Genomic DNA, 21,410 nt, shown 5'->3' on the forward strand with positions numbered 1-21,410 from the left:
TTGATTAAAAATTACCCGAAAAAATATAGCATTAGAAGAGTTATGAAAGACCACCTCTCTGCGAAAGATACAAAGGATTTTTTAAAGAGTCGCGGAATATTAGTTCACTGCATAAAAAAAAGCGATTTATCTAAAATTGGTGGAGACTTCTATTTAGATAGAGAAGGTTACAGTGATCTAAAACAAAGAATGGATGTAGAACAGAATTACGTAAAATCCGGTAGAATTTCATTCTCGAAGGAACATATGGGTGAACTTGAAGCTACTCTTATATCGTTAAACAACAAACTGATTAATCAAGAGGATAACACTAAATTATCAGTCTCAAAAGAAGGAAATGGTAATACAAACATAGTATTGAGTTATGACGAATATAAACCAAGTATGATTGATTTGTTGGACAGAACTACTCGCCATATAGACATTACTCTTAATAGTAACAGTGATGCTTGTAGTATCGATTACAATATACATTCTCCGAATGATTATAAAAAGGTTAAAGAATTGATAGCCTTTATCACATCTAATGATGATGACATAGAATATGAATTTGATGAAATCAACTTAAACAAATTAACTAAACCTAAAAGAATTGAACTGTTTGAACGTTTTTTTAATAGTATCAAAAGTCCATGGGAATTAGTTGAAATAAAAAAGCTTAAAGTCAAAAGAGATGAAAAAGAAGTGAAAGTTGCAGAAGACCAACTACAAGGTATAAATTCTGCTGTTCTTGATGGTGACAACCTTAAAGAAAACAAATTTGTAACTAGTACTTTAGATCAAGGTTTTTATTTTTCAATGGCATCAATGAGATTAGATCACATATCAGACCCATATTTCATTGATTTAGTTATAGATTTTAAAACAAGACCAGAAATGTGTGAAGTGAAAATTGTTAATTCGGGTGTCTACGCTTCTAAAGAGCATAATGAAGGCCTTAGAGAGCTAAAAAGTGTCATGGATGGTACAGAGCAAGATAGATTACTATTAGAATTTAAAAATACGTTACACGGGATTTTTGTCGAATTGTCTGGAGAAGAACTGTCTGAAATAAAAATTATAGAACCTAGTGAGTAAGTACTTTATGATTGAAAAAATACACTTAGCCTAGCATTATACTATTATGTTAGGTTATTTAATATAGTCAATCTATTGAATTTTCTTATGTGGAAGCTTCTATTCAATTTTCTACTAATATTTGTTGATTTTAAGAAAGCCATCAAAATACATCGCTAATATAATTAAATTTCATGTTTAGTAAACAAATCATCAAAAAACCCTCTCATCATCTCTAAACATTTTTTTCGATCCATAAATTCATACCCACCGAACCGATAGACATCATAACCATGCAGTTTAAGGTCTCTATCGGCAAAAACCATTTCTGCATACTTTTCAGGGCTGGATTTATCATCTATTGAATAGTGCTGTTTTCCATCGATTTCAATAACAACTCTCTGTTTGCTAGGTAGAATCATCAAAAAATCCATTCTTTGTCGTGGTAAATATACTTTTCCTTTTCTTTGCCACTTGGTGTAGGGGTCATAATGTAGGTAGACTTGTGGAATTAATGCAGGTAGGTTGTCTTTGTACTTTTTATTAAATAGATTATAATAATTTTGAAAGAATATCTTTTCAGGTGCAGAATCCAAAGACTCTTTCAATCTAAAATATAATGAACTTTGTAGTTCCTTTTTGTCTGCAAGGGAAGTGTTGGTAGCTCCCCACCAACTTACAAGGTCTTTCCAAAATAAACCTGATGTTGGTATAGGTTGATCATATACCAAACAATTTTCTTCATTTTTGACAATTTTAATATCATTATTAAGGGAATCACTAATCACAATATCAGGCTTTACACCAATAGCTGCGAAAATAAGATTCTTTACTGTCCCTCTCACACCTTCTTGAATTCTGTGTATTGTATAAATAGGATAACCTGATATCTCACTAGTTATTGAAACTTTATATCCGTCCTTTAGTAAATGTTTATTAAAAATATCAACTAGCTCCTCTTGTTCTTCTTGTTCTCTAACTGCAGGATGAACTAGTTCTTCCAAAAAACGAATAAACTTTCTATCATTTGCGGTCAATAACTCCAGGTACTCTTCGAACAAATATCTTTCATCATAGTCATCATTTCTCACCATGTGTTGCCATATATCTTCTGAAGCATTTTGATATCTGCCTGTTGATGGCATGTTATCTAGATCCCAAATTCTTGTTAGAAAAGGTATAATATCAACATTACCCCAAGTATTATTAAACTGGTAAAGATCATTCATGACATTTCTACGTGTTATTTCACTGATTGAAAATATACCTTGAGGATCAATACTGGCAACTAGTTTAGAAAGACCTTTTGCCTCTTCACCATAATCATCAATAATCCTTTTTGATAAATCAATTAGAAAAAGTTGACCTTTTCCTTTTAATCTCCTTTGAACATATACTCGTTTGCTATTGTTTGCTTCACTTTCATCTCCGATTTCTAACCCGTAACTAGTAGCAACTGTCGGTAAATCATAGGATTTCTCTTGTTTTAGAATAAAAGAAATTTCATCAATAATTTTATTTAAATTCGACATCTCTTCACCTCCAGAACTAGTCCACTTCTATTAACAAACATTTGCACTTTAACTAATAAATTTTCTTTCTTTCAATAAATCACACAATAGGAAGTCCATCATAGACACATTTAGTGCAAAAAATTCTGTAGGTCTCATCTTACCCCAATTAAAGAGTTAAAAGATCTGTATGCTCCTTATACACAAGATATTGCGCTCTAAAAATTAACCTCTTCTCCCAATGCTTTAATTACATTTGACCTGATAGGGATATCCTCAATACCATATAATCGATGAATCTCCTTGATAACCTTGTAGATCATGGAATTTTCGTCTTGTAAGGGATGGATATGAACCTCGTCAATAAATCTATTGATTTCATTACTAGTATCTCCAGAACCCATTTTTATTGGAACATTAAAACCATTTCTATCTGGTTCAGGATCACTGATCTTGTCGTATACCGATCTTTTGGGATAGATGATCCCTCGAACTTCTTTTTCATAACTATATTCTTCAGGTTTTATACTAAACGACGCTGAATTAGAACCTTTTCCATTCGTTAAGATATCCCAGGTTCGATCACTTGTTTCTTCTCTGGGTTTTTCAAGTTAGGTAAATAATGGACCTTTGAAACACCACTCTCATACCCCGATGCTTCTAGTTCATTTTTATTTTCACACAATACGGTTTCAAGCTTGGCTTTCGTCGTTCGAATAGCAACTGCCTCTACCCCACCTCCGAAAAGTTGCCACATAGCTAAGGACATCGCTTCGTTTGAATTCCAACAATTTATGTAAGTTGACTCTCGATGTGCTTTCACTTGAGACATTGTTTTTTCTTTACTCTCAGAGTGCATGTTGATTTGATTCGTCCATGCCTCAACATTACCTTCCAGTGTGTTTTGTGCATCGAATTTTCCCCTGTTCAGCGTAAAGTAAAAAATTAACCGATCTAGTGATTCTTTTAAAAGTGAGTTAATATTGCCATCTTTTAATACTTTCTCTACTTCTCGGTACATCGCTGATTCACTATCACCGGCTCTTTCTAATATTCCCTTAACAATTTTTGTGTTAGTCGGCAATTTCGTTAGTCTAGGTAGGTCTCGAACTAGTAATGAATGAGCTATCCATTGCCCTTCTGTTTCATCATCAAAACGAGATGCTTTCGGGAAATAAAGAGACTGGCTTCTTAATAACTCAACATACTTAGCTAAAGACATATACCGCCATATTGTCTGACTGATATAAAAACCTCCTTTGAATATGTCCACACGATTTATTCAACTAAAAGAGCTCGTAGTTCATTGAATAGAAGCAAATTCATTATAGCTTTCATATGATCCCCACCCCACCAAAACATTACAACTATTCAAATGGGAACTTTCTTGTTTGATATTATGAGTTAATTTATACCTCTATTAATTCTTTTATTGTCTCAAAAATTATCTCGAAATTCTTATGACCAACATCCTTAAATGGGGGTTCTTCATTTAAAATTAATTCTGCAAACTCGTTCTTAGATAAAGCAATGTTCCTCTCTTCATTTTCTATTGGAGAAACCACGGAATCTCTATCAATAATTGCAATAGAATCTTCTCCACATTTATCTTTTTTTAGACAAAGATACCGATCTGCGAGACTAAAACCAAACTTCCTAGAAAATTCATTCCCTATAAAAAGCCTTCTATCATCACTGTTTTCTAGTTTAATTTCACTATCTGAGTAATAATGTTCAATGCTTATATTATTTCCAGCTTGACTTCTATGTTCTGGAACAGGAATAACTAGTGAGTAGACTTGATTTCCCCAATGTTTATAAGTATCTTCTGGACTCTCTAAAACATCCTTAAGAATCTTCGGCTCATCTCTATCAAAAATACAAATTATTTTTTTCCCATGGTTTATTTTGCTGTATTGCTTACAAAATTTTAACAACTCTGGAGACCCCATCGGGATATCATCTTCATACTCTAAGAAATTAAAATCCATGTCATGAAATACATTATCTTCCACTTGGAATTTATGTAATGCTCTTTTTAGATGCTTCCAATCTGTTTTACCTTCAGTTACAACTAAATTTTTAGGAATACTATCTACTGCAGTATTTATCATTTCTAAATTAAATGCTTCTTTAACAATCTCCTCTTCAGTCCAATTAGGGAATAGTTTCTCATCTGGAATATAAATTTTACCGTTCTCATCTTTTTTTAGAATTATAACCTTAGAATTAATAATCTCACTATTATGTATAATGAAGGGGGAGTGAGTTGAAACAATCATTTGTGAAGTTTGTTTATCTGTATTATCTGTAAATAATTTTGTGTAGTATTGTAGTATTTTTTGTTGCCATGCCGGATGTAAGCTTATCTCCGGTTCATCTATTAATACCAATGACCCTTTCGTACTCTGTTGATCCTTTAGAAGGAATGCTCCTCTAAATACTATTTGTTTTTCACCAGAACTCAATTTTTCAAGAGGTATATCTTTATCAAACTCTTTAAACATTATTTTTTTAGATTTCTCGTGGTCTGTAATACCTGAATACTTTTTGTTCGGAAACATATATTGAAATGCTTCTACGAAACGATTCATTTTCAAGTCCAATTCACCTATATTAATAACTTCACCTGGGTTTTCACGTGCCGTTTTTGCAACTTTACTATCATCGGAAATTTGTATATCTACCAATAATTGAGCAATTTCAGTTGCAAGATTACCATTCGATCTGATGCTATTAACTCGTTCTTCGTCTAATTGACTTGATTGAATATTTTTAATTGGATTAGGATTGAAGTTTACTTCGATATCAGAAAAAACAGTACGGAATAATTTCCCGATCTGATTTATTTCTCCACTATGTAAACTTATTTCTGTAAAATCATTAGTATCTTTTATATACCCCCTAAATGCATCCCATCCTTCTTTGGAGTAATCAACTTCTATGATAATATCTATGTACTCAGAAAAGTTTTCAGTTTCTTTGAGATTTCCCTTAACTATCATAGTTTCTTGAATAGTTAATCTAGTTTCAAAGATTCTTTTTTCATTCCTAATATCTTTTGATTTCTCTTGCACAAATCCCGTAAACTCATAGATATAATTTTTAAGCGTAGATTTCCCCGAACCATTTTCCCCTGCAAGAATTATATTATCAATAACATTACCTGCCTCATCGCAGAAGTCGAATACCAAATCTCCAAAAATATCATTATTAATAAATTCAACCTTTTTAATTTTCACAAATATCACCTCATATGTAGATTCTAAAAAGTAAAACTCAAACATATTAATCTTCTTAACTGCTATCTTACTAGTTATTTTGTTCAACAACGTTCCTACTGCGCGGTAATCTATCAATTTCTTGTCTTCGAGTGCGACCAACCATTAATTAGTCAATCAACTCAAGTTTACTGCAAAATTCTAAAGAGCTCGCCTACCCCGTTTAGAGAAAGGAAGTACCGAAAATCTTGTCTTTATATTTGGTACTGAACTCGAATTGACCTTGGCAAACTGTGGACTATACAAAAGAATGAACATACATTCTTGCTGCAAGATTGAAAAATTTGGATGACTGAATACCAAAGGCAGAATACCCCGAGAATAGAGAGAAGTGATGATTACACTCATCTACTCTCCTTTTAACCGAGTAAATGGATCATGTCCTTTTCATACTGTGCGTATTCTGTCCAACCCAGTAAATCTATTATTTCCTTGGACAAGTTTTTGTCGGATAAATGGTACTTACTGCCGAAGTCCGCTTCTAACTGCTGGAAACATACTTGAACTGGTGGATGGTAACTTCCCATTTCATAATGTATGGACTGATTTCTTGCCCGCCAAATGACATTTTTCAATGCTTGATTACCGATTGCCCTGCCATCAGGACAGTCTTGTAGTCCAACGTAGACTGTTGAAATACCTTGTTTGGCAATTTGTAGGAGTGCTCCGCTTAATGCACCAATTGAGAAGTTCTTTGTTATTAATCTGGATTCCATCTCTTCTAAACTGTTTTTCAGTGGATATACTATACTTTCTCCAAAAGAGAAGAATTTACCGTATGCATGTTGAAGGTGCATTTCATCATTCATATCAAAATCTTTTTGTCTGAAAAGTAAATACCTTCGACTTAGTTCTTTTTCTTTTTCTCTAACCTGTAATCTTAACTCTGTTAGTTCTTTTTCCTCGTAGCTTATAAGCTTTATCAATTCTGATGACGCATACTTCGTTTCCTCAAGGTAGCTATGCATTATGCCTCCTTAATTGAAGTCGAGTTTTGTAATCTAGTAATTGACTCACCAATAAATGGTAGTCTCTACCAATATTATATGCTATTAATAGGGGGATCTCAATGAAAGTTGGGACATTCGAGTGGATGACTGGGTGAGTGAAGTGAGTGGATGTTGAATTATTATGAAGGAATCCGAGGTTGAAGCGAATCGATTGTTCTTCTTAATGTTTGATCTTTTCGTTTTCTTTTTTCATCTTCCTTCATGTATGGTATGATTCTTCTCTATTTTATTATCATCAAATTTATTATCTCAAATTCATGAATACTATTTCGCAAATAGATCAAATAATGGACTCTATAAACCTTTGTCTCTAGTGAAGTGAACATAAAGAGCAGGGGTTATAGACGAGTCACTTAGAAGTACAAAAAGCCAGTATCACAATAATAATCACGTAATTGTTCACTGTTATCGGAAATTTTGATATTTTTTCCCATTGAATTAAATAATAAAGTATCTAGTTATTTATATTAATATCAGTTAAAATGTGGTAAAAGTTACACTTAAACTGCTATCGAGGGGGTTAAAGTGTGGTATATGATATTCTTTGTCAAAATAGATAGTAAAATTGCTTCTAAAATACGTTCTATCATAATAATTATAAAGGTGATGATTCTAGAGAGAGTAGAAATGGAGTGTACAAATGCCATCAAAGTCGTTTGAAAGCAAATTAAGTATGAGAGAAGTATTAGAAAATATGTCTGAAGCCTGTTATTTCGTTAATTCTGATTGGGAATTTGAATTTATTAACAAATCTGCTGAACCATATTTAAAGGTAGAGGAACTATTTTTTAATAAGACAAAAGAAGAACTAATTGGGACAAGTGTTGGAGATGTTTCAGCTAAATACATCGATGCAGAAATATTTAAAATTTACCATAAAGCATATGAAAAACAAAAACCCCAAGTATTTGAGATGATATCTGAGTATTCAAAACGTTGGTTCGAAATAAAATTGTTTCCTAATATATATGGGATATTTGTCGCTTTTAGAGATATCACAGATAGGAAAGAAAGTGAAAAGCTAAAGACACACTATGAAAAATTAAATGTTATTGGAGAAATGGCTGCTGGGGTTGCCCATGAAGTGAGGAATCCAATGACTAGTGTTAAAGGATTTTTGCAATTGTTGGCTGAAAACGAGGAACTTGAAAAACAAAAACCTATATTCGATTTGATGATTAATGAGGTAAATCGTGTGAATGATATTATTACTGAATTTCTTGATATAGCGAAGGATAGATCCGAAAATTTGGAGAATTCTAGTTTAAATGATTTAATAAAAGCTGCCCTCCCCTTGCTTGAAACAAGAGCACTAAAAGAAGGCAAATTGGTTGAATTACAATTGAGTACTATCGCAGACTTACATATTGATAAAAACCAAATCCGACAGCTTCTATTAAACTTGATTAATAACTCCTTAGATGCTATGAACTCAGGAAAAAAAGTTCGAATTATGACATATGAAGCGAATGGTAAGGTAGTTTTATCTATTAGAGATGAAGGAAATGGAATACCTTCTGACATCATAGATACTATTGCAACCCCTTTCATTACAACTAAAGATAAAGGGACAGGTTTAGGGATACCTATTTGTTTTTCCATTGCCAAGAGAAATAATGCCAAAATCGATTATACATCAAGTCCTCAAGGAACGACTTTTAATATTCGATTTTCCAAATAGTCTGTCTTCCTCAATAAAAATGTGAGCTGTTGACCCATATTGACCAAAGACCGTCAAGACGGTCTTTAAAAAAATAAAAAGTATAGAATAGCGGCACCAGTTGCAAGACCAAGTATAGGTGATACAATTTCATTTCTAATAAAATTTATAAATATATTAATCAAATTAAAGTATCTCCTTCCAAATTTTTTTTATCTCATTATCAACTATAATGGGTTTATTTCAAACGTTCGGTCACTAAACAGATTTGGACATTTGGATGTAAGTAGAATTGGTAAGAGTCCTCCCCAAAAGTAAATTCAAAACCACCAAGAAGACTGTTTATCTGTATTATCTATTCTTTATCAGAGTTACGGTTGTGAATTTCAATTTCCAGCAACAATAAAAGGTTTTTCAATATACTACAATCTTTATCGTCATTTTGAGCCACAAAGTCTTTTGCGCTTTCATACATGCAATTAAGCTCATAATCAGTAAGTATTTTTAAATCCTTGAGATCCATTGTTGTCACCTCCCTTCAAGAAGGGGAGGACAGTCAAAATACTACACTTAAAATTAACAAAATAATGTCGAATTATGACACGATTTGACATTTGGAGGGATATACCTTAGTAATATGGTGAATTTTGTAATTAATTTCGAACAATGCAGGCCACATTGTATATGTAAAGTACAGTAATGAAACTATGTTTGAAGCAAACAACTCTCATGATCAGCCCAGCTCCTAAGATACCGAGTGCAATTTACCCTATTAAATGCAAGAGCAAATAAATAGTCCTTCCTACTGGCTATTCCATGACAATCGGATTCCCATTAAATACTGCTAGTTTTACTCTACCAAAATAACCGTCTTGCTTCTTAGGGAAAAAAATATAAGCCCAGACAAAATCTTCTCTTGCTGTATTTAATACCTCTATAATGTAGTCTTTAATTACTTCCTCGAAATCCCTATCATCAATGAATCTAAATGGTTTCAGTTCTTCAGCGAGATCGCTAGGTACAAATAAATAATATTTCACTTCCGTAACTGAATCAAAGGTGGATACCTCTACTTCACTCTCAATGATCGTCTTTTTGTTCATCATTTCCGTTGTTAAAATAACGTGATAAATCAGTAACCCCTCTTCACTTAATTCTGCAATGACCTCTTCATCCTCGTTCGATAAAACACCTTGACTCGTCCTAATCGGATTTCGGGCGTCTGTCTTTACAATACCTCCCTTTTTGAATCTTTCAATGGTACTGTCATTTAATTCCAGTGTTTTCATGATGTTAATGACTAGTTTGCGGCTTCTCGATACGAAACTATTGAAGTTGTATATTCTCATTGGATACCACCACCCCCTTCCTTCTACTAGTACATATTTATTCTCAGTAATTGATTGATTAATGGTAGTAATTTGCTATAATTGATACTAAAACACCATTTTAGATTGCTTAAAAATGTAAATACATGGTACAATTTCGGGTATATATTAGAAACTTTGATTGTTTTAAAAAAGAATATATAGGGTAAATGAACGAGATGGGGGAGGTGATAGAATGAAGATCATTAGGTTCATAGATACCAATACGATAGAAATAATATCATCACTACTCAGATGGTTTTTTCTTATAATAGTAATAGTTCTTTTTTGTTACCCTCCTATTGCGAATTACCTTAGTTATTCCTTTACAAATGCCCTTCCATTAATTATCTTTTCTTTTGTTTATATGTCCATAACCCAATTTTTCTTACATACTAAACAAGAGAATTCTAAATTATATATTTACTTTACACGATGCGGGGTAGTTTTTGACGGGATTGCAATCCTTTGGTTAATCGCAATTTCTGGTAATCCAAATAGTCCCTTCTTCTTAATCTCTCCATTATTTGTTATTCATGCTGCTTTATATTGGAACATTATAGGAGCAATTTCATCCGCTATAAGCATGATTATAGGTTATGGTGTATTACTTTATATCCTCCCTATCTCTTTTACAGGAATGGAATTATACGACTTTATTATGAAGTCAATCATGCTCATGGTAATAGCATTCTACGGAGGTATCATCGCTTCTAGAGAAAGGCAATATTATTCAGAGAAAAATTATTATATGCTTCAGTCTTTACAGGACGGATTAACAGGTCTGTCTAATCATCGATCATTTCAGGTTGATCTTCAAAAAAAGTTACAGGAAGGCACTCCTTTTTACCTGTTGATATGTGATATTGATCACTTTAAGCAAGTTAATGACCAATATGGTCATCCGGTCGGGGATGAGGTCCTTCATTCGATCGCTAGAATTCTAAAGACTAATCTACTTACGACAGATAGTCATGCATATCGTTACGGAGGTGAGGAATTTACTGTAATATTAGAAGAAAATAATGAGAGTCAAATGAAAGAATATATTCAAAAAGTGACTAATCAGTTAAAATTAGTTCCACTCAATTATGATCAAATACCAGTTAAGGTTACATTAAGCTTTGGTATTACTCGCAACTACCACGAAGACTCTTCAAGTGAGATTGTGAAAAGAGCAGATGAGTTACTTTATCTGGCAAAACATCGAGGTAGAAATCAATACGTCTTTGAAGAGAAAGGGCCAGTGATTAATCAAGGGTCATAATTATAATGGTAAAACCTTACCGCCCTAAGCTTCCCAATAGACTCCCCTCTAATGTATGAGGTCAAGCCAACTAATAACTTCTTAGCCTTTTTTCTCGAATCAACGTGCTTTTGCTTATTCCCGTAATTTCAACGACTTCTTTGTAAGAATAGTTTTTGAGCATGCCTATAGCATGGTTAAGTTGCTTTGGTGTGTAGCTTTTAGGTCGTCCTTCCCTGTAACCTTCTTTTTGCTTGGCGATGGCTTTACCTTCTGCTGTACGTTCGATGATCATGGTTCGCTCAAACTCTGCAAATGCTAAGAATATATTTCGCATCAAAATACTGGTCGGTGTGTGATCCAGGACACCCATATTTAATATGTGAATAGCAACCCCACGTTCTAATAAACCATCAATGATTTTGACCCCTTCTATTAATGACCTAGCGAATCTATCTAATTTGGTGACTATTAACTTGTCGCCTGGCTGCAATATACTCAGTAGCTTGGAAAACTCTGGTCTGACTACTTTCGACCCTGTATAGCTGTCAATGTATATGGCATCTTGGGATACTCCTAATTCCCCTAGTTGATTGATTTGATGCTCTAAACTATTACCTTGTCTCGACTGTCCAACCGTCGAAACCCTGACATATCCATATAACCTCATATTTAACACCCCTTTTCTTTTATACTTCCTGGTTTTTCATATTTTTCTCCACAAGCTCATCTTCTTCACTTACATATCTATTTTCTTGTTATATAATAACTATAGACATACTGTAGAAAGGAGAATTGGCATGGAGAATAACAATGATCATTCACATGAGCAAAATGCTAAATTACAATTAAAAGCAACTCTTAACTCCAAAGGCCAAGTCACAATACCCATAAAGTTAAGAAAGCAACTCAACATGAATACTGGGGATACAATTCTCTTCAAAGAAACAAATGATAATGAGTTGATCTTGAAAGTAGAAAAGAAGTACTCCCTTCTTTCTGTGATAGGTGCACTACCTGTAAAAAGAGAGTCAAACAAACCTTGGGAAGATATAATTCAGGAAACGAGAGATGAAATGGCAGAAAAAATCTCCAAAGAAGGAAAGAATTAGCCTTATTTAGATCCTAATTTGGACAATAGAGACCTCTAGTTATGAACCTAAGTTATGACACCGAAGGAACGCCCATTGCACCGTCAAAATTTCCCCCGATTATTAATGAACCAAAACTTAAAAGTTATGACACCAATAAGCCGAATTTCTATCCTGCACTCTTCATCTAATCTTCTTCATCACCTCTTGTTATGTCATCAATAACATGCTAAGGATCAAAATGATCATAGCCCCTTAACTTGAATTTCTTTATTTGTTCGTTTTTTCCCGCTTTATAATAATTAATATCCCGTTCTATTTGAGTAAATAATTATTCTCATACTAACAAACTAATTTCCACTTACTACGTCTTAACTAAAATCTCTTCCGAAACTCCACAGTCACTATAAGTCGCAAGCATGCTACCTGCCATTCGCATTGTTAGTTAGTTTTTTCACTAAAAAGATGAACGACACAATAATTGACTCTTCTAGCAAAGGTTAAGTGCTTATTTTTTTGCAAACCTGTACAAAAAATATACAAGTAATACATAGAATATTTTCATGACAAAAAGCACTGCAATCGCAGTGCTTTAATGTCCTTCTTATAGGCGTGTTGCGGGTTAAAACTAGCCCCTGTAAGGGGTGTGCAAGGCATCACTACTTAAGATAGATTCGCTCTTTTACTTTGTAGAACAAAACTTACGTTTTTATAGAATGATTGTTATTTTGAATCTTTTTCCACTATTGGCAATTCAATATAAAAATTTGTCCCCTCATTTAATTTACTTGTTACATTAAGTTTACCTTTCATTGTCTCAATAATTTTAAAAGCTGCCATCATACCAAGTCCCGTTCCTTCTCTCCCCTTTGTTGTAAAGTAGGGTTCACCTAATCGGGATAGTTGCTCTTTCGTCATCCCATTGCCATTATCAGTAATAATTATGATAAGTTCACTCTCCTTTTTTTTAGCTTCTACAGAAACCTTGCCCCCGTTCGGCATTGCCTCTATGCAATTTTTCATAATATTTATTAAGCATTGCTGAAAGATATGTTCATCACCCTCGAAAAAATAGTCATTTGTCATTTCAGTATCTACTATTACTGAGTTTATATTAGCTAAGGGGGTGATTATTGGAAGTGTGTTATGTAATAGTTGTTTAATACTAATTATTTTTAATTTTTCAGTTTCAGGTGAAGGTTTTGCAAATGTTAAGTAATTTTTTATTATATCATTCGCCCTATCAATTTCTTCAATTGATATTTTCAAGAATGCTCTTCTCTTATCTTCTGACAGGTCTTTCTGTTCCATCATTTGCAAGAAACCTCTTACGACAGTTAGTGGATTCCGAACTTCATGTGACACAGAAGCAGCAAGATGACTGACTATATCCATTTTCTCTGCCTTTATAACCCGTTTGTTAATCAACAAATTCTCTTGGAAAATTTCATACAAATAAATAATCAATGCAGTAGTGCAAAAAGATAACGAGAAATAAATAATAATAAATGTCCAAGAAAAGGTTGCACCAAAAATAATCGTCGAGTTTAATAAAGCCAATAGACCAGCGAATAATGAAAGAGAGCTACCTACTATTACCTTCTTCTGTCGTGAAGAATTGTGGAAGATTTTGTTCATAGAAATCAAGAATAATAAGAATACTGAAACCAAAATTAACGTTGCTACAGCTCCTATCCCACCGACTAAAAACCGAAAAATGACCGTAACTCCACCTAATATAATACTAGTTGAAATACCGCCATATAATCCTGCAATAGTAAGCGCAACTAATCGCAAATCCATAATGTAACCATCCATAACAGGTATTGGGAATAATATACAAAGTCCAATTGCTAATGATGCTGAGATAATATATACCGATCTCCTCAAACCGTTGGAAAATCTGAACTTACTTAATTCTAATAGCATTGGCGTAAAGAGTAAGAAAACAATTAAAAAAAGAACATTCAATAATAGTGGTTCTAAATCAATAATACTAACCCCCCCCCCTCTCCTGACAAAGCCCAAATATATATTTGAATAAACTTGGTCACTGATGCATTGTTTAGTCCACAAGAAGAATCATCTATACCAACACTAGTGATAGTCCCTCATTTTTTCCCCATCTGTATCGTAAAAAGATACCATATTAACCAATGTTTGTTCTGATGATATCGCTTTCTAGGTTTCTTAGTTCTCCCTCCAAGACTTAATCTAACCAATCTAAATGGCTTTCGTTGTTGCATGTGTCCGATTGAAGCCGGCAAATGATTGTGGATACGGTAGATGTAGCTAGACCTATAGCTACATTACATTGCCCATCTAATAGCATTTGTAAGACATCATGCTCTCTTTCAGAGAACACATTGATTACTTTTTGTTTGTTAGGTTAAAAATAGATTGAAAATGATGATAGAAATTCTCTTCTCTGATTAGGTCCACTTCCGACAAAAAATCACTACTTATGTTTAGATTATAATTAGAAGTAATTTTTTACCTCCAGTTCCATATATAACTATATAACTACAATATTCATCTTAATTACATTAAATATACACCAAAATACCCATTATTTCTATAGATTCAACAAAACATCCTGTATTTTTCGAATTTTTTCGTCGGTATTTTTATTAATTCCTCGATATTAGTTTTTATTACATCAGGCAACCAAAGAAGAGTTTCACCCCCCCCTATGTCATTAACTAGTCTTTTATTCTGCGAGCCTTTTTTTACTCTTCACTATCATACTGCGGATCAAAATAATCGAAGCCCCTCATGTTAAATCGTTTCACTGGCGTTATATTTTTTACTTGGTTGAAGCCAATATAAAAGAAGGTTAAATTATGGTTTGTGTAATCATCCAACGTAGATATGTCTTTGATTACGTTATAACGGAAGTTGAGATAGCCCACATCACCTAACTCGTGTATTGCCTCTATCTCCTGAATTAGGTTTTTTCGTAAACTTAAATGTGATAGACTTCTTAATTTAGTCATTAGTCAATACGCTCCAGTCGGTGATCTTGTTAGATGATAAATCAAGTTCGCTTAACCACTTGCTATGTATGAGTGGGGTGGGATCGGTTATTCCGCAATTAATTATTCTGAGGTTTGATAAGCCTTGGTAAAACATCGATACTGGCTTTGCTAAAGTAAGCTTCCTGTTCTCAAAGAATTGCCTTTGATTGAATGCTAAAGCATCCAGAGGTTGAAGATCGCTAAATTGACTATCGAAAACTGCTAAGTGTTTCAATTCAACAAGATTAGAAAGGAAAGACCAATTTCTGTTGCTGCTATTGGCTAACGCTAGTTCTTGAAGTTTGATAAAACCTGAAAGAAACGAAATATCTTCTGTTGGAATAGAAATATTCAAGAAGCTAATGTGTTTGAAAAACAAGATGTCTTGTTGCCACCCTGTGTGGTTCTCTTGAAGGTTCACCCCGATCACCAAAAGACTGTCTTTACCTTGCTCCAAAAAATGATGATCAACTTTGCCTTGGTGAATATGAATGCCTGTAATCATGAGTATGTCTTCTTTTGTTAGTTCACGTGATGGAACTCCTAAATTGTCTCTGACTGCCTGTTCGAAAGTTGAATTGTTAAACTTGATGTTGTTCATGTTATCCCTCCTCAATTGCATCTGTTTTTTGAACTTCATTATTCTTCGAATATTCCTATGCTTGTCGATTTATCCCTCGTAATAATAAATACTATCCCGTTCCATTTGAATAAATTGTTTTTCTCTAATTTATAGATTTATTCTGTCTATATACAGTCTCAACTGTCAATTTGCCCTGAGACCCCTGAGCTGCAAGAATGGTAGCCTTAACTGACACACCTCAATATATTGCCTTTTTTCACTGAATAAGAAATCGATACAAATATACAGCTCCTATTCCAAACATTAAGTGCTTGTTTCTTTTCATCCTGTACTAAAGTAACGTAATAAAGGTAATAATTTGACGACAAAAAGCACTGCCAAAAGGCAATGCAATGTTTTTTCGTTCATTTATTTTGTCTCAAGGTTCTAAAGTCTTACTCTCCAACCATCCCATCTCCATATTCAACTAACGCGCCTGATCGGAAGAACCTTTTTTTGCTGAACAGTATCGTTTAACTGTGTATTTAATGTCCTCTTAAGTCGAAATACTATAACCTTTGTCGATACACTTTTAAATTGTTTATACCTATAATAAAATAGCTCTTGTGTGATTTTTTAGTTCTATATTCCCATCCTTCAGGAGGACAATTATATGAAATCCCAAAATATAACAATTTTTTTGTTAGAATTTAAAATTAAATTATTACGTATGCGTATGATTTTTAATGGTCGATCAAAAGGGCTTACCCACCCTGCTACTATTAAAGATAGTCAAAAACTAGATGTTCTCTTGAATAGATACTATCGAATAACAATCCTTATAAAAAGTACTTGATATTAATGAACAGTATAGGACTATTACGCAATACGAGAGTTACTCCACAATCTGACCCTATACATAAAGAAAGGACGCAATTCTTATTACATATTTCCGCCTGATTGTTGCAGAAACAATCAATTTACAGGTTTATATCAAAAAGAATGTTTCGAAAGTTCGGTTCGGTCGGCAGCTGTTGGTGGTTCCTCGAACCAACCATTACCAATCGTAAGATTAACCCCTTCATTTGCATATTTACCTATATCTGCTGTGAGAATTGCCATTTGACCATGTAAATCATGTCGCATAATTTTGGCGAAAGCTATTCCATAATTTGAAAGTCCTATCGTATTAGCCAAAGATGTAGAATAAAGCATTAATTTATCTGAAAATGGCGGGATCGTAGAATCTGAAATATGCGCATCCATCAGATTTGGTGTCGGGAGATTTTCACTAATAAGAAACTTACCTAGTTCCTTGATTTGTCTATCTGCTACTTTAACTCCTTCTTGGAAATATTTTCGTAATTTATCGGATGATGCAACTTGGCTAAATCCTAACATCATTGACTTACCTAATATATTTGTATTGATATTAACTTGTAAGTGTTTAATTTCTAGTGCAGTTAACGGTCTAAACTTACCGCCTATCACGGAAATAAATGATTCTTTTTCTACGAAATCAACTTTCTGAGGATACGGAATAGTAGGAGCTGCAATGGGAATACCTTTATAACTTAATAAGTGTAGTCCTTTTTCGTAGATCTCGATGGTATCGTTCAAAGTCATTTTAAAGTAATCAACGACATCTTGTCTGGACGAAGTTGAAAGCGTATCTCCGTAAGTTAATAAAGCAGCTCTAGACATTTGTGTAATGTAAAAGAGCATAAATATATCACTAAATAGACGTGGCGCTTCCTTTCGAATATCCTGTTCTCCAAATCCTACGGGCATCGGTATGTTTTCTTTAGAATAAATTTCTTTTATTATCTTTAAATGTTTTTTTGAAGTATCTAATGCGAATTTCAAAAATTCTTTAATTTCGTCATCTTTAACAACTTGGAGATGATGTTCGAAAATACAACTGAATAAAGAATCCCCCAGGTAATTGGCAAATAACTCTCCTAACTCCGAGGCATTTAATATTTTGTTTTGTTGATGCTCTTTAAGTTGACCCAATACTTCCTTTTCATTTTCGGAAAATGTGTTTGTTTCCAATGATACTATCCCTCCTAAAATGATATAGGATTATCATTTCCGAACATTTTAAAATTATTAGGTCAGCTAAGATTAATTTTACTTAAAGTAATCTCCCAGTTAGCGTTATAACTGCAACTACAGCTTGTTCAACTCGCCCACGTCACTTTAAGTGTATTACTTCACATAGAGGAGGGGCAAAAAACCTTCAATCGTTTGTTTGTTTCTTTTTCTCTTACATCATAACGCCAATTTGTCGAAGTATAAAACTTCAATTAAGTAGAAATAAACATCTTCTATTACTCATAAATCATGCAAATTTAGGGTAGGATATTATCGTTGACATAAATTCATTTGGAGGACGACCAGAATGGAGATGAAAGGGAAATTGAGATTAACTTCTGCTGAAATAACCCATTTGTGGAATACGTATATGAATGATAGTGGTGCCATCTGTCATTTGGAACACGAATTGCATAATGCTGAAGATGAACAAATAAAACCTATGATTCAACATGCTTTAGCTATATCCAAATTACATATCAAAAAAGTAACAGAACTATTAAATAAAGAAGGTTACCCTGTTCCACATGGTTTTAAATTAGACGAAGATGTTCAAGCTACCTCCCCTAGATTATTTTCTGATGCCTATTCGTTAATCGCTACGAACCAATTAGGCAAAACGGGATTGAACGCATATAGTATGGCATTATCTGTTGCTGTGAGAGAAGATGTTTATACTTTTTTTAGTGACTGTTTACGTGAGTCAGATGATATTATTAAGAAAACCAACGAGTTATTACTATCAAAGGGATTATATATCAAGTCACCTTATCTTCCAACCCCTGAAAACTTCGATTTTGTCGAGAAAAAAAGCTTTCTTGCAGGGTACTTTGGAGAAAAAAGACCATTAACTGGAACTGAAATTACGAACCTTTACTCCAATTTCCAAAGAAATGCACTTGGATCAGCTACTATGATTGGGTATAGTCAAGTTGCAGAAAACAGTGATGTAACAGAATTTATTTTAAGAGGTAAAGAAATTGCACAAAAGCATTGCGAGATATTTGGGTCTTATTTAAACGAAAATGACCTTCCTAGTCCTATGACATGGGATACAGAAGTGACAGATTCGACCACATATACATTTTCTGACAGAAAGATGATGTTTTATTCTACAGCCTTAACTGCACTCAGTGTTGGTTATTACGGAGCCAGTATGTCCATGAGTCCTAGAAGAGATATCGGAATCACGTACAGCAGATTGGTAGGGGAGATCTTAAAATATGCGGATGATGGGGCTAAAATCATGATTAAATATGGGTGGTTAGAAGAGCCGCCACGTGCACTTGACCGTGATGAATTAGCAAAGAAGAAATAAGGTAAGGAGCATTAATGCTCCTTACCCATTCTATAACTAAATTCAGCATAAATAACTAACCAAATTACCTTTTAATCCGACCTTGAAATTTCATCGACTCTTCTCCAGAACAATAAAAACGCAGAATATTATCAAAGAAAACCTCTGCGTTTTATAATGTTTATTATTGTCCTTGGCTAAAATATGTGCTTTTGCCAACGGTTCATGTTTGATGTCGTTGTCTTGATATCCCATTAATAATTTACTAGCATATTTTCCACTGATTACGAGAGCGCTAGAATTATTCATTCTTCTATTAAACAATTATTGCTTATTAATTAGTAATTTCCGACTATCAACCCTATACGATGGAATAATTTCATTACAAAAAGCACCACAAATATGAAGTAATTTTTACTATGACTGATTAGACTTTTATGGAGTTAATAATTTATCTAACTAATTCTTTACTTTTAGTATTTAGAACAGAATATAATTCACTGATATCTTTACGAATTGCTACTATTACTGAGTAATCAATGGTTTTTTCCAGTTCAACTTTCATTTTGTCGATTTCATTTAGAATTATTTGTTTCTCGACGCTTGAAAGCAAGAAAACACCCCTTTCCATTTTTGTACAAGTCTATTTAAATGTAATATACCACAATTCCATGAAATTAAAACTTAATATATATTTAATCTATTTAAACAAATTGTTACAATTTGCTACTTGCATTCATCCTTCACAAGGTGTGTACTCAGTAACAGTTATATTTTCGTATGTTTCTTTACTTATTCCAATAACCTTAAATGGTTGTGTTAGTATTTCTTGTTTACGCCAAGAATGCCACATATATTTCCGCGATTCACCTTCTACGATAGGACCATACTCTCAATACGGAAGATGAAATCACCTGTAATTATTACTTCTTTAATAATTGTTGGACTCTCTTCCCAACTTTCTTCCGTTGTTTTTGATTTCTCATTTGAACACCCTATTAATAATAAGCCACATATAAAAATTAATATTCTAACTTTTTTAAAACCACATTTCTCATAACATTTACAGACCTCGCATTTCTTGTTTGAGGGTCCATAACTACTCGGTCTGCTTTTGTTATGACAAGCTTCTTCCGTAGAAACCTGTTTATGAAATGAAATTAAACATATTTTTGATATTAATGTTATGGTTAAATGGTAGGAATTTTAAAAGGAGAGGATAATGTTGAACAGAAACAATGCTGTCTGTGTAGAAATATTAACCAATAATGACAATCTTTTTGAAAGATTTGAAAATGCCTTTCGTTCGATTGCAAAAACATATATAGAATGTACTCCTGTTGATGTATCTAATATAGAATTCGAAAAGACAAAAAGTCATATAATCGTATCGTACAATTATAATAGTTTGGTATTAGAAATTGCTTTTAAATGTGAAGAAGGCTCTATACAACAAAAAGCTTCGCTTCCTAACGGTGAAATCGTAGATTCTTTCATGGAGTTCTGGATAAAATGGGCAGTGGAAGGCTTTTTTTTAGACGAATTGGAAGTTGAATCAAAACACACTGACATAACCTTTAGTGACAAGGATGTCATGAAAACGATTTAAAGATTAAAATGATTATGTCATTAGCTCAGAATAATTAAATATAGTGTTAAATAGGGATAAATACTCACAAAAATTGAATGAAACATTTCCACTGAAAGCAAATTTGCGCAGGGTTCATCAACCCCTTTATACGGGATACCTTATAAATATAGTTGCCCTCTGTAAATATCAGCACTTTTTCAGTGGCTTCCTGCCGTGCTTACGGAGTCTCGCGGAATCTTCCATCTTTTTTTAGCAGAACAACTTAAAATTCTCATTCTGAGCAAAAGGGATAATCATAATAATAAAAAACAATCTCTATAAAGAGACGAGATTGTTTTCACCCGCGGTACCACTCTAATAAACCTAATAAGGTTCTCTTAATGTTGTTAACGAGGGACTATGCTCCCCAACATACTCTACTAAGGGTTCAAGTATTTTCCTCAAAAGTGCGTTTCATTAAGTAAGTTTCATCAGGCTCACACCACCCCTGATTCGCTTAGCAAACTTAAATAATTACTCTCTTCATCTTTGGATTTCCATTTAATTATTTTTAACATCTTAATACATAAGATTTAACAATTCAACTTTTTTCGAATGATTTTAAATCTTTTTTCTTGAAGTAAA

19 protein-coding genes and 1 other annotated feature are annotated in these 21,410 nt (G+C 33.3%); of the genes, 7 read left to right on the forward strand and 12 right to left on the reverse strand.

Annotated features, from left to right (window positions below; genetic code table 11):
• A complete protein-coding gene (locus ACHABW_RS18695; RefSeq protein WP_435757511.1) occupies positions 1 to 1,077 on the forward strand; it encodes a hypothetical protein in 1,077 nt (358 codons plus the stop codon).
• Between the two features lie 164 nt (positions 1,078 to 1,241).
• Here the strand turns inward: ACHABW_RS18695 and ACHABW_RS18700 are convergent, their stop codons facing one another.
• The 4 genes from ACHABW_RS18700 to ACHABW_RS18715 form a co-directional block, all read right to left on the reverse strand.
• Positions 1,242 to 2,588, reverse strand: coding sequence for a hypothetical protein (locus ACHABW_RS18700; protein WP_435757513.1), 1,347 nt, complete (start codon positions 2,586 to 2,588; stop codon positions 1,242 to 1,244).
• Between the two features lie 541 nt (positions 2,589 to 3,129).
• The gene (locus ACHABW_RS18705; RefSeq protein WP_435757515.1) at positions 3,130 to 3,840 is read right to left on the reverse strand and encodes a hypothetical protein; all 711 of its coding nucleotides are present in this window, start codon (positions 3,838 to 3,840) and stop codon (positions 3,130 to 3,132) included.
• A 136-nt stretch (positions 3,841 to 3,976) separates the two neighbouring features.
• Positions 3,977 to 5,809, reverse strand: a complete 1,833-nt coding sequence (locus ACHABW_RS18710) for an AAA family ATPase (protein ID WP_435757517.1) — start codon at positions 5,807 to 5,809, stop codon at positions 3,977 to 3,979.
• A 398-nt stretch (positions 5,810 to 6,207) separates the two neighbouring features.
• Positions 6,208 to 6,816, reverse strand: coding sequence for a hypothetical protein (locus ACHABW_RS18715; protein WP_435757519.1), 609 nt, complete (start codon positions 6,814 to 6,816; stop codon positions 6,208 to 6,210).
• Between the two features lie 715 nt (positions 6,817 to 7,531).
• Between ACHABW_RS18715 and ACHABW_RS18720 the strand changes: the two genes are divergently transcribed.
• Complete coding sequence (locus ACHABW_RS18720) at positions 7,532 to 8,539, forward strand: ATP-binding protein (protein WP_435757521.1); 1,008 nt, start codon at positions 7,532 to 7,534, stop codon at positions 8,537 to 8,539.
• A gap of 334 nt (positions 8,540 to 8,873) precedes the next feature.
• Here ACHABW_RS18720 and ACHABW_RS18725 read toward each other — a convergent pair whose 3' ends face one another.
• Both ACHABW_RS18725 and ACHABW_RS18730 read right to left on the reverse strand, forming a co-directional pair.
• The gene (locus ACHABW_RS18725; protein ID WP_435757523.1) at positions 8,874 to 9,041 is read right to left on the reverse strand and encodes a hypothetical protein; all 168 of its coding nucleotides are present in this window, start codon (positions 9,039 to 9,041) and stop codon (positions 8,874 to 8,876) included.
• A gap of 286 nt (positions 9,042 to 9,327) precedes the next feature.
• Positions 9,328 to 9,867, reverse strand: a complete 540-nt coding sequence (locus ACHABW_RS18730; RefSeq protein WP_435757525.1) for a hypothetical protein — start codon at positions 9,865 to 9,867, stop codon at positions 9,328 to 9,330.
• Between the two features lie 214 nt (positions 9,868 to 10,081).
• On the opposite strand from ACHABW_RS18730, the gene ACHABW_RS18735 reads away from it, so the two are divergent.
• The gene (locus tag ACHABW_RS18735) at positions 10,082 to 11,152 is read left to right on the forward strand and encodes a GGDEF domain-containing protein (RefSeq protein ID WP_435757527.1); all 1,071 of its coding nucleotides are present in this window, start codon (positions 10,082 to 10,084) and stop codon (positions 11,150 to 11,152) included.
• 70 nt (positions 11,153 to 11,222) lie between these two features.
• Here ACHABW_RS18735 and ACHABW_RS18740 read toward each other — a convergent pair whose 3' ends face one another.
• Positions 11,223 to 11,801, reverse strand: coding sequence for a recombinase family protein (locus ACHABW_RS18740; RefSeq protein WP_435757529.1), 579 nt, complete (start codon positions 11,799 to 11,801; stop codon positions 11,223 to 11,225).
• 130 nt (positions 11,802 to 11,931) lie between these two features.
• Between ACHABW_RS18740 and ACHABW_RS18745 the strand changes: the two genes are divergently transcribed.
• Complete coding sequence (locus ACHABW_RS18745; RefSeq protein WP_435757531.1) at positions 11,932 to 12,243, forward strand: AbrB/MazE/SpoVT family DNA-binding domain-containing protein; 312 nt, start codon at positions 11,932 to 11,934, stop codon at positions 12,241 to 12,243.
• Positions 12,244 to 12,945: 702 nt separating this feature from the next.
• On the opposite strand, the gene ACHABW_RS18750 is transcribed toward ACHABW_RS18745, so the two are convergent.
• From ACHABW_RS18750 to ACHABW_RS18760, 3 genes are all read right to left on the reverse strand, one after another.
• The gene (locus ACHABW_RS18750) at positions 12,946 to 14,151 is read right to left on the reverse strand and encodes an ATP-binding protein (protein ID WP_435757549.1); all 1,206 of its coding nucleotides are present in this window, start codon (positions 14,149 to 14,151) and stop codon (positions 12,946 to 12,948) included.
• A gap of 800 nt (positions 14,152 to 14,951) precedes the next feature.
• Entirely contained in the window at positions 14,952 to 15,218 is a 267-nt protein-coding gene (locus tag ACHABW_RS18755; RefSeq protein ID WP_435757533.1) for a hypothetical protein, read from the reverse strand.
• Positions 15,211 to 15,840 carry a hypothetical protein gene (locus ACHABW_RS18760; RefSeq protein WP_435757535.1) on the reverse strand — a complete coding sequence of 210 codons (630 nt, stop codon included), beginning with the start codon at positions 15,838 to 15,840 and terminating at the stop codon, positions 15,211 to 15,213. The genes ACHABW_RS18755 and ACHABW_RS18760 overlap by 8 nt, the downstream gene beginning before the upstream one ends.
• Before the next feature lie 634 nt (positions 15,841 to 16,474).
• Between ACHABW_RS18760 and ACHABW_RS18765 the strand changes: the two genes are divergently transcribed.
• Positions 16,475 to 16,657, forward strand: coding sequence for an aspartyl-phosphate phosphatase Spo0E family protein (locus ACHABW_RS18765; protein WP_435757537.1), 183 nt, complete (start codon positions 16,475 to 16,477; stop codon positions 16,655 to 16,657).
• Positions 16,658 to 16,794: 137 nt separating this feature from the next.
• Here ACHABW_RS18765 and ACHABW_RS18770 read toward each other — a convergent pair whose 3' ends face one another.
• Complete coding sequence (locus tag ACHABW_RS18770; protein ID WP_435757539.1) at positions 16,795 to 17,856, reverse strand: DUF3231 family protein; 1,062 nt, start codon at positions 17,854 to 17,856, stop codon at positions 16,795 to 16,797.
• Positions 17,857 to 18,205: 349 nt separating this feature from the next.
• Here ACHABW_RS18770 and ACHABW_RS18775 point away from each other — a divergent pair, with 349 nt between their 5' ends.
• Positions 18,206 to 19,216 (forward strand): DUF3231 family protein, encoded by a 1,011-nt coding sequence (locus tag ACHABW_RS18775; RefSeq protein ID WP_435757541.1) that lies wholly within the window; start codon positions 18,206 to 18,208, stop codon positions 19,214 to 19,216.
• A gap of 430 nt (positions 19,217 to 19,646) precedes the next feature.
• Here ACHABW_RS18775 and ACHABW_RS18780 read toward each other — a convergent pair whose 3' ends face one another.
• Positions 19,647 to 19,808: a hypothetical protein gene (locus ACHABW_RS18780; RefSeq protein WP_435757543.1), complete on the reverse strand. Its 162-nt coding sequence runs from the start codon at positions 19,806 to 19,808 to the stop codon at positions 19,647 to 19,649.
• Between the two features lie 609 nt (positions 19,809 to 20,417).
• On the opposite strand from ACHABW_RS18780, the gene ACHABW_RS18785 reads away from it, so the two are divergent.
• Complete coding sequence (locus ACHABW_RS18785) at positions 20,418 to 20,804, forward strand: hypothetical protein (RefSeq protein WP_435757545.1); 387 nt, start codon at positions 20,418 to 20,420, stop codon at positions 20,802 to 20,804.
• 300 nt (positions 20,805 to 21,104) lie between these two features.
• Positions 21,105 to 21,324 (reverse strand) — a binding site (T-box leader).
• Between the last annotated feature and the right edge of the window lie 86 nt (positions 21,325 to 21,410).

This window comes from Salipaludibacillus sp. CF4.18 (assembly GCF_051262595.1).
Taxonomy (GTDB): Bacteria; Bacillota; Bacilli; order Bacillales; family Salisediminibacteriaceae; genus Salipaludibacillus; species Salipaludibacillus neizhouensis.

What these genes read in the sequence shown, in the direction of transcription:
- ACHABW_RS18700 (WP_435757513.1), bottom strand. Translation starts at nt 2,588, where the DNA reads ATGTCGAATTTAAATAAAATTATTGATGAAATTTCTTTTATTCTAAAA.
- ACHABW_RS18715 (WP_435757519.1), bottom strand. Translation starts at nt 6,816, where the DNA reads ATGCATAGCTACCTTGAGGAAACGAAGTATGCGTCATCAGAATTGATA.
- ACHABW_RS18720 (WP_435757521.1), top strand. Translation starts at nt 7,532, where the DNA reads ATGAGAGAAGTATTAGAAAATATGTCTGAAGCCTGTTATTTCGTTAAT.
- ACHABW_RS18725 (WP_435757523.1), bottom strand. Translation starts at nt 9,041, where the DNA reads ATGGATCTCAAGGATTTAAAAATACTTACTGATTATGAGCTTAATTGC.
- ACHABW_RS18730 (WP_435757525.1), bottom strand. Translation starts at nt 9,867, where the DNA reads ATGAGAATATACAACTTCAATAGTTTCGTATCGAGAAGCCGCAAACTA.
- ACHABW_RS18735 (WP_435757527.1), top strand. Translation starts at nt 10,082, where the DNA reads ATGAAGATCATTAGGTTCATAGATACCAATACGATAGAAATAATATCA.
- ACHABW_RS18740 (WP_435757529.1), bottom strand. Translation starts at nt 11,801, where the DNA reads ATGAGGTTATATGGATATGTCAGGGTTTCGACGGTTGGACAGTCGAGA.
- ACHABW_RS18745 (WP_435757531.1), top strand. Translation starts at nt 11,932, where the DNA reads ATGGAGAATAACAATGATCATTCACATGAGCAAAATGCTAAATTACAA.
- ACHABW_RS18750 (WP_435757549.1), bottom strand. Translation starts at nt 14,151, where the DNA reads ATGCTATTAGAATTAAGTAAGTTCAGATTTTCCAACGGTTTGAGGAGA.
- ACHABW_RS18755 (WP_435757533.1), bottom strand. Translation starts at nt 15,218, where the DNA reads ATGACTAAATTAAGAAGTCTATCACATTTAAGTTTACGAAAAAACCTA.
- ACHABW_RS18760 (WP_435757535.1), bottom strand. Translation starts at nt 15,840, where the DNA reads ATGAACAACATCAAGTTTAACAATTCAACTTTCGAACAGGCAGTCAGA.
- ACHABW_RS18765 (WP_435757537.1), top strand. Translation starts at nt 16,475, where the DNA reads ATGAAATCCCAAAATATAACAATTTTTTTGTTAGAATTTAAAATTAAA.
- ACHABW_RS18775 (WP_435757541.1), top strand. Translation starts at nt 18,206, where the DNA reads ATGGAGATGAAAGGGAAATTGAGATTAACTTCTGCTGAAATAACCCAT.
- ACHABW_RS18785 (WP_435757545.1), top strand. Translation starts at nt 20,418, where the DNA reads ATGTTGAACAGAAACAATGCTGTCTGTGTAGAAATATTAACCAATAAT.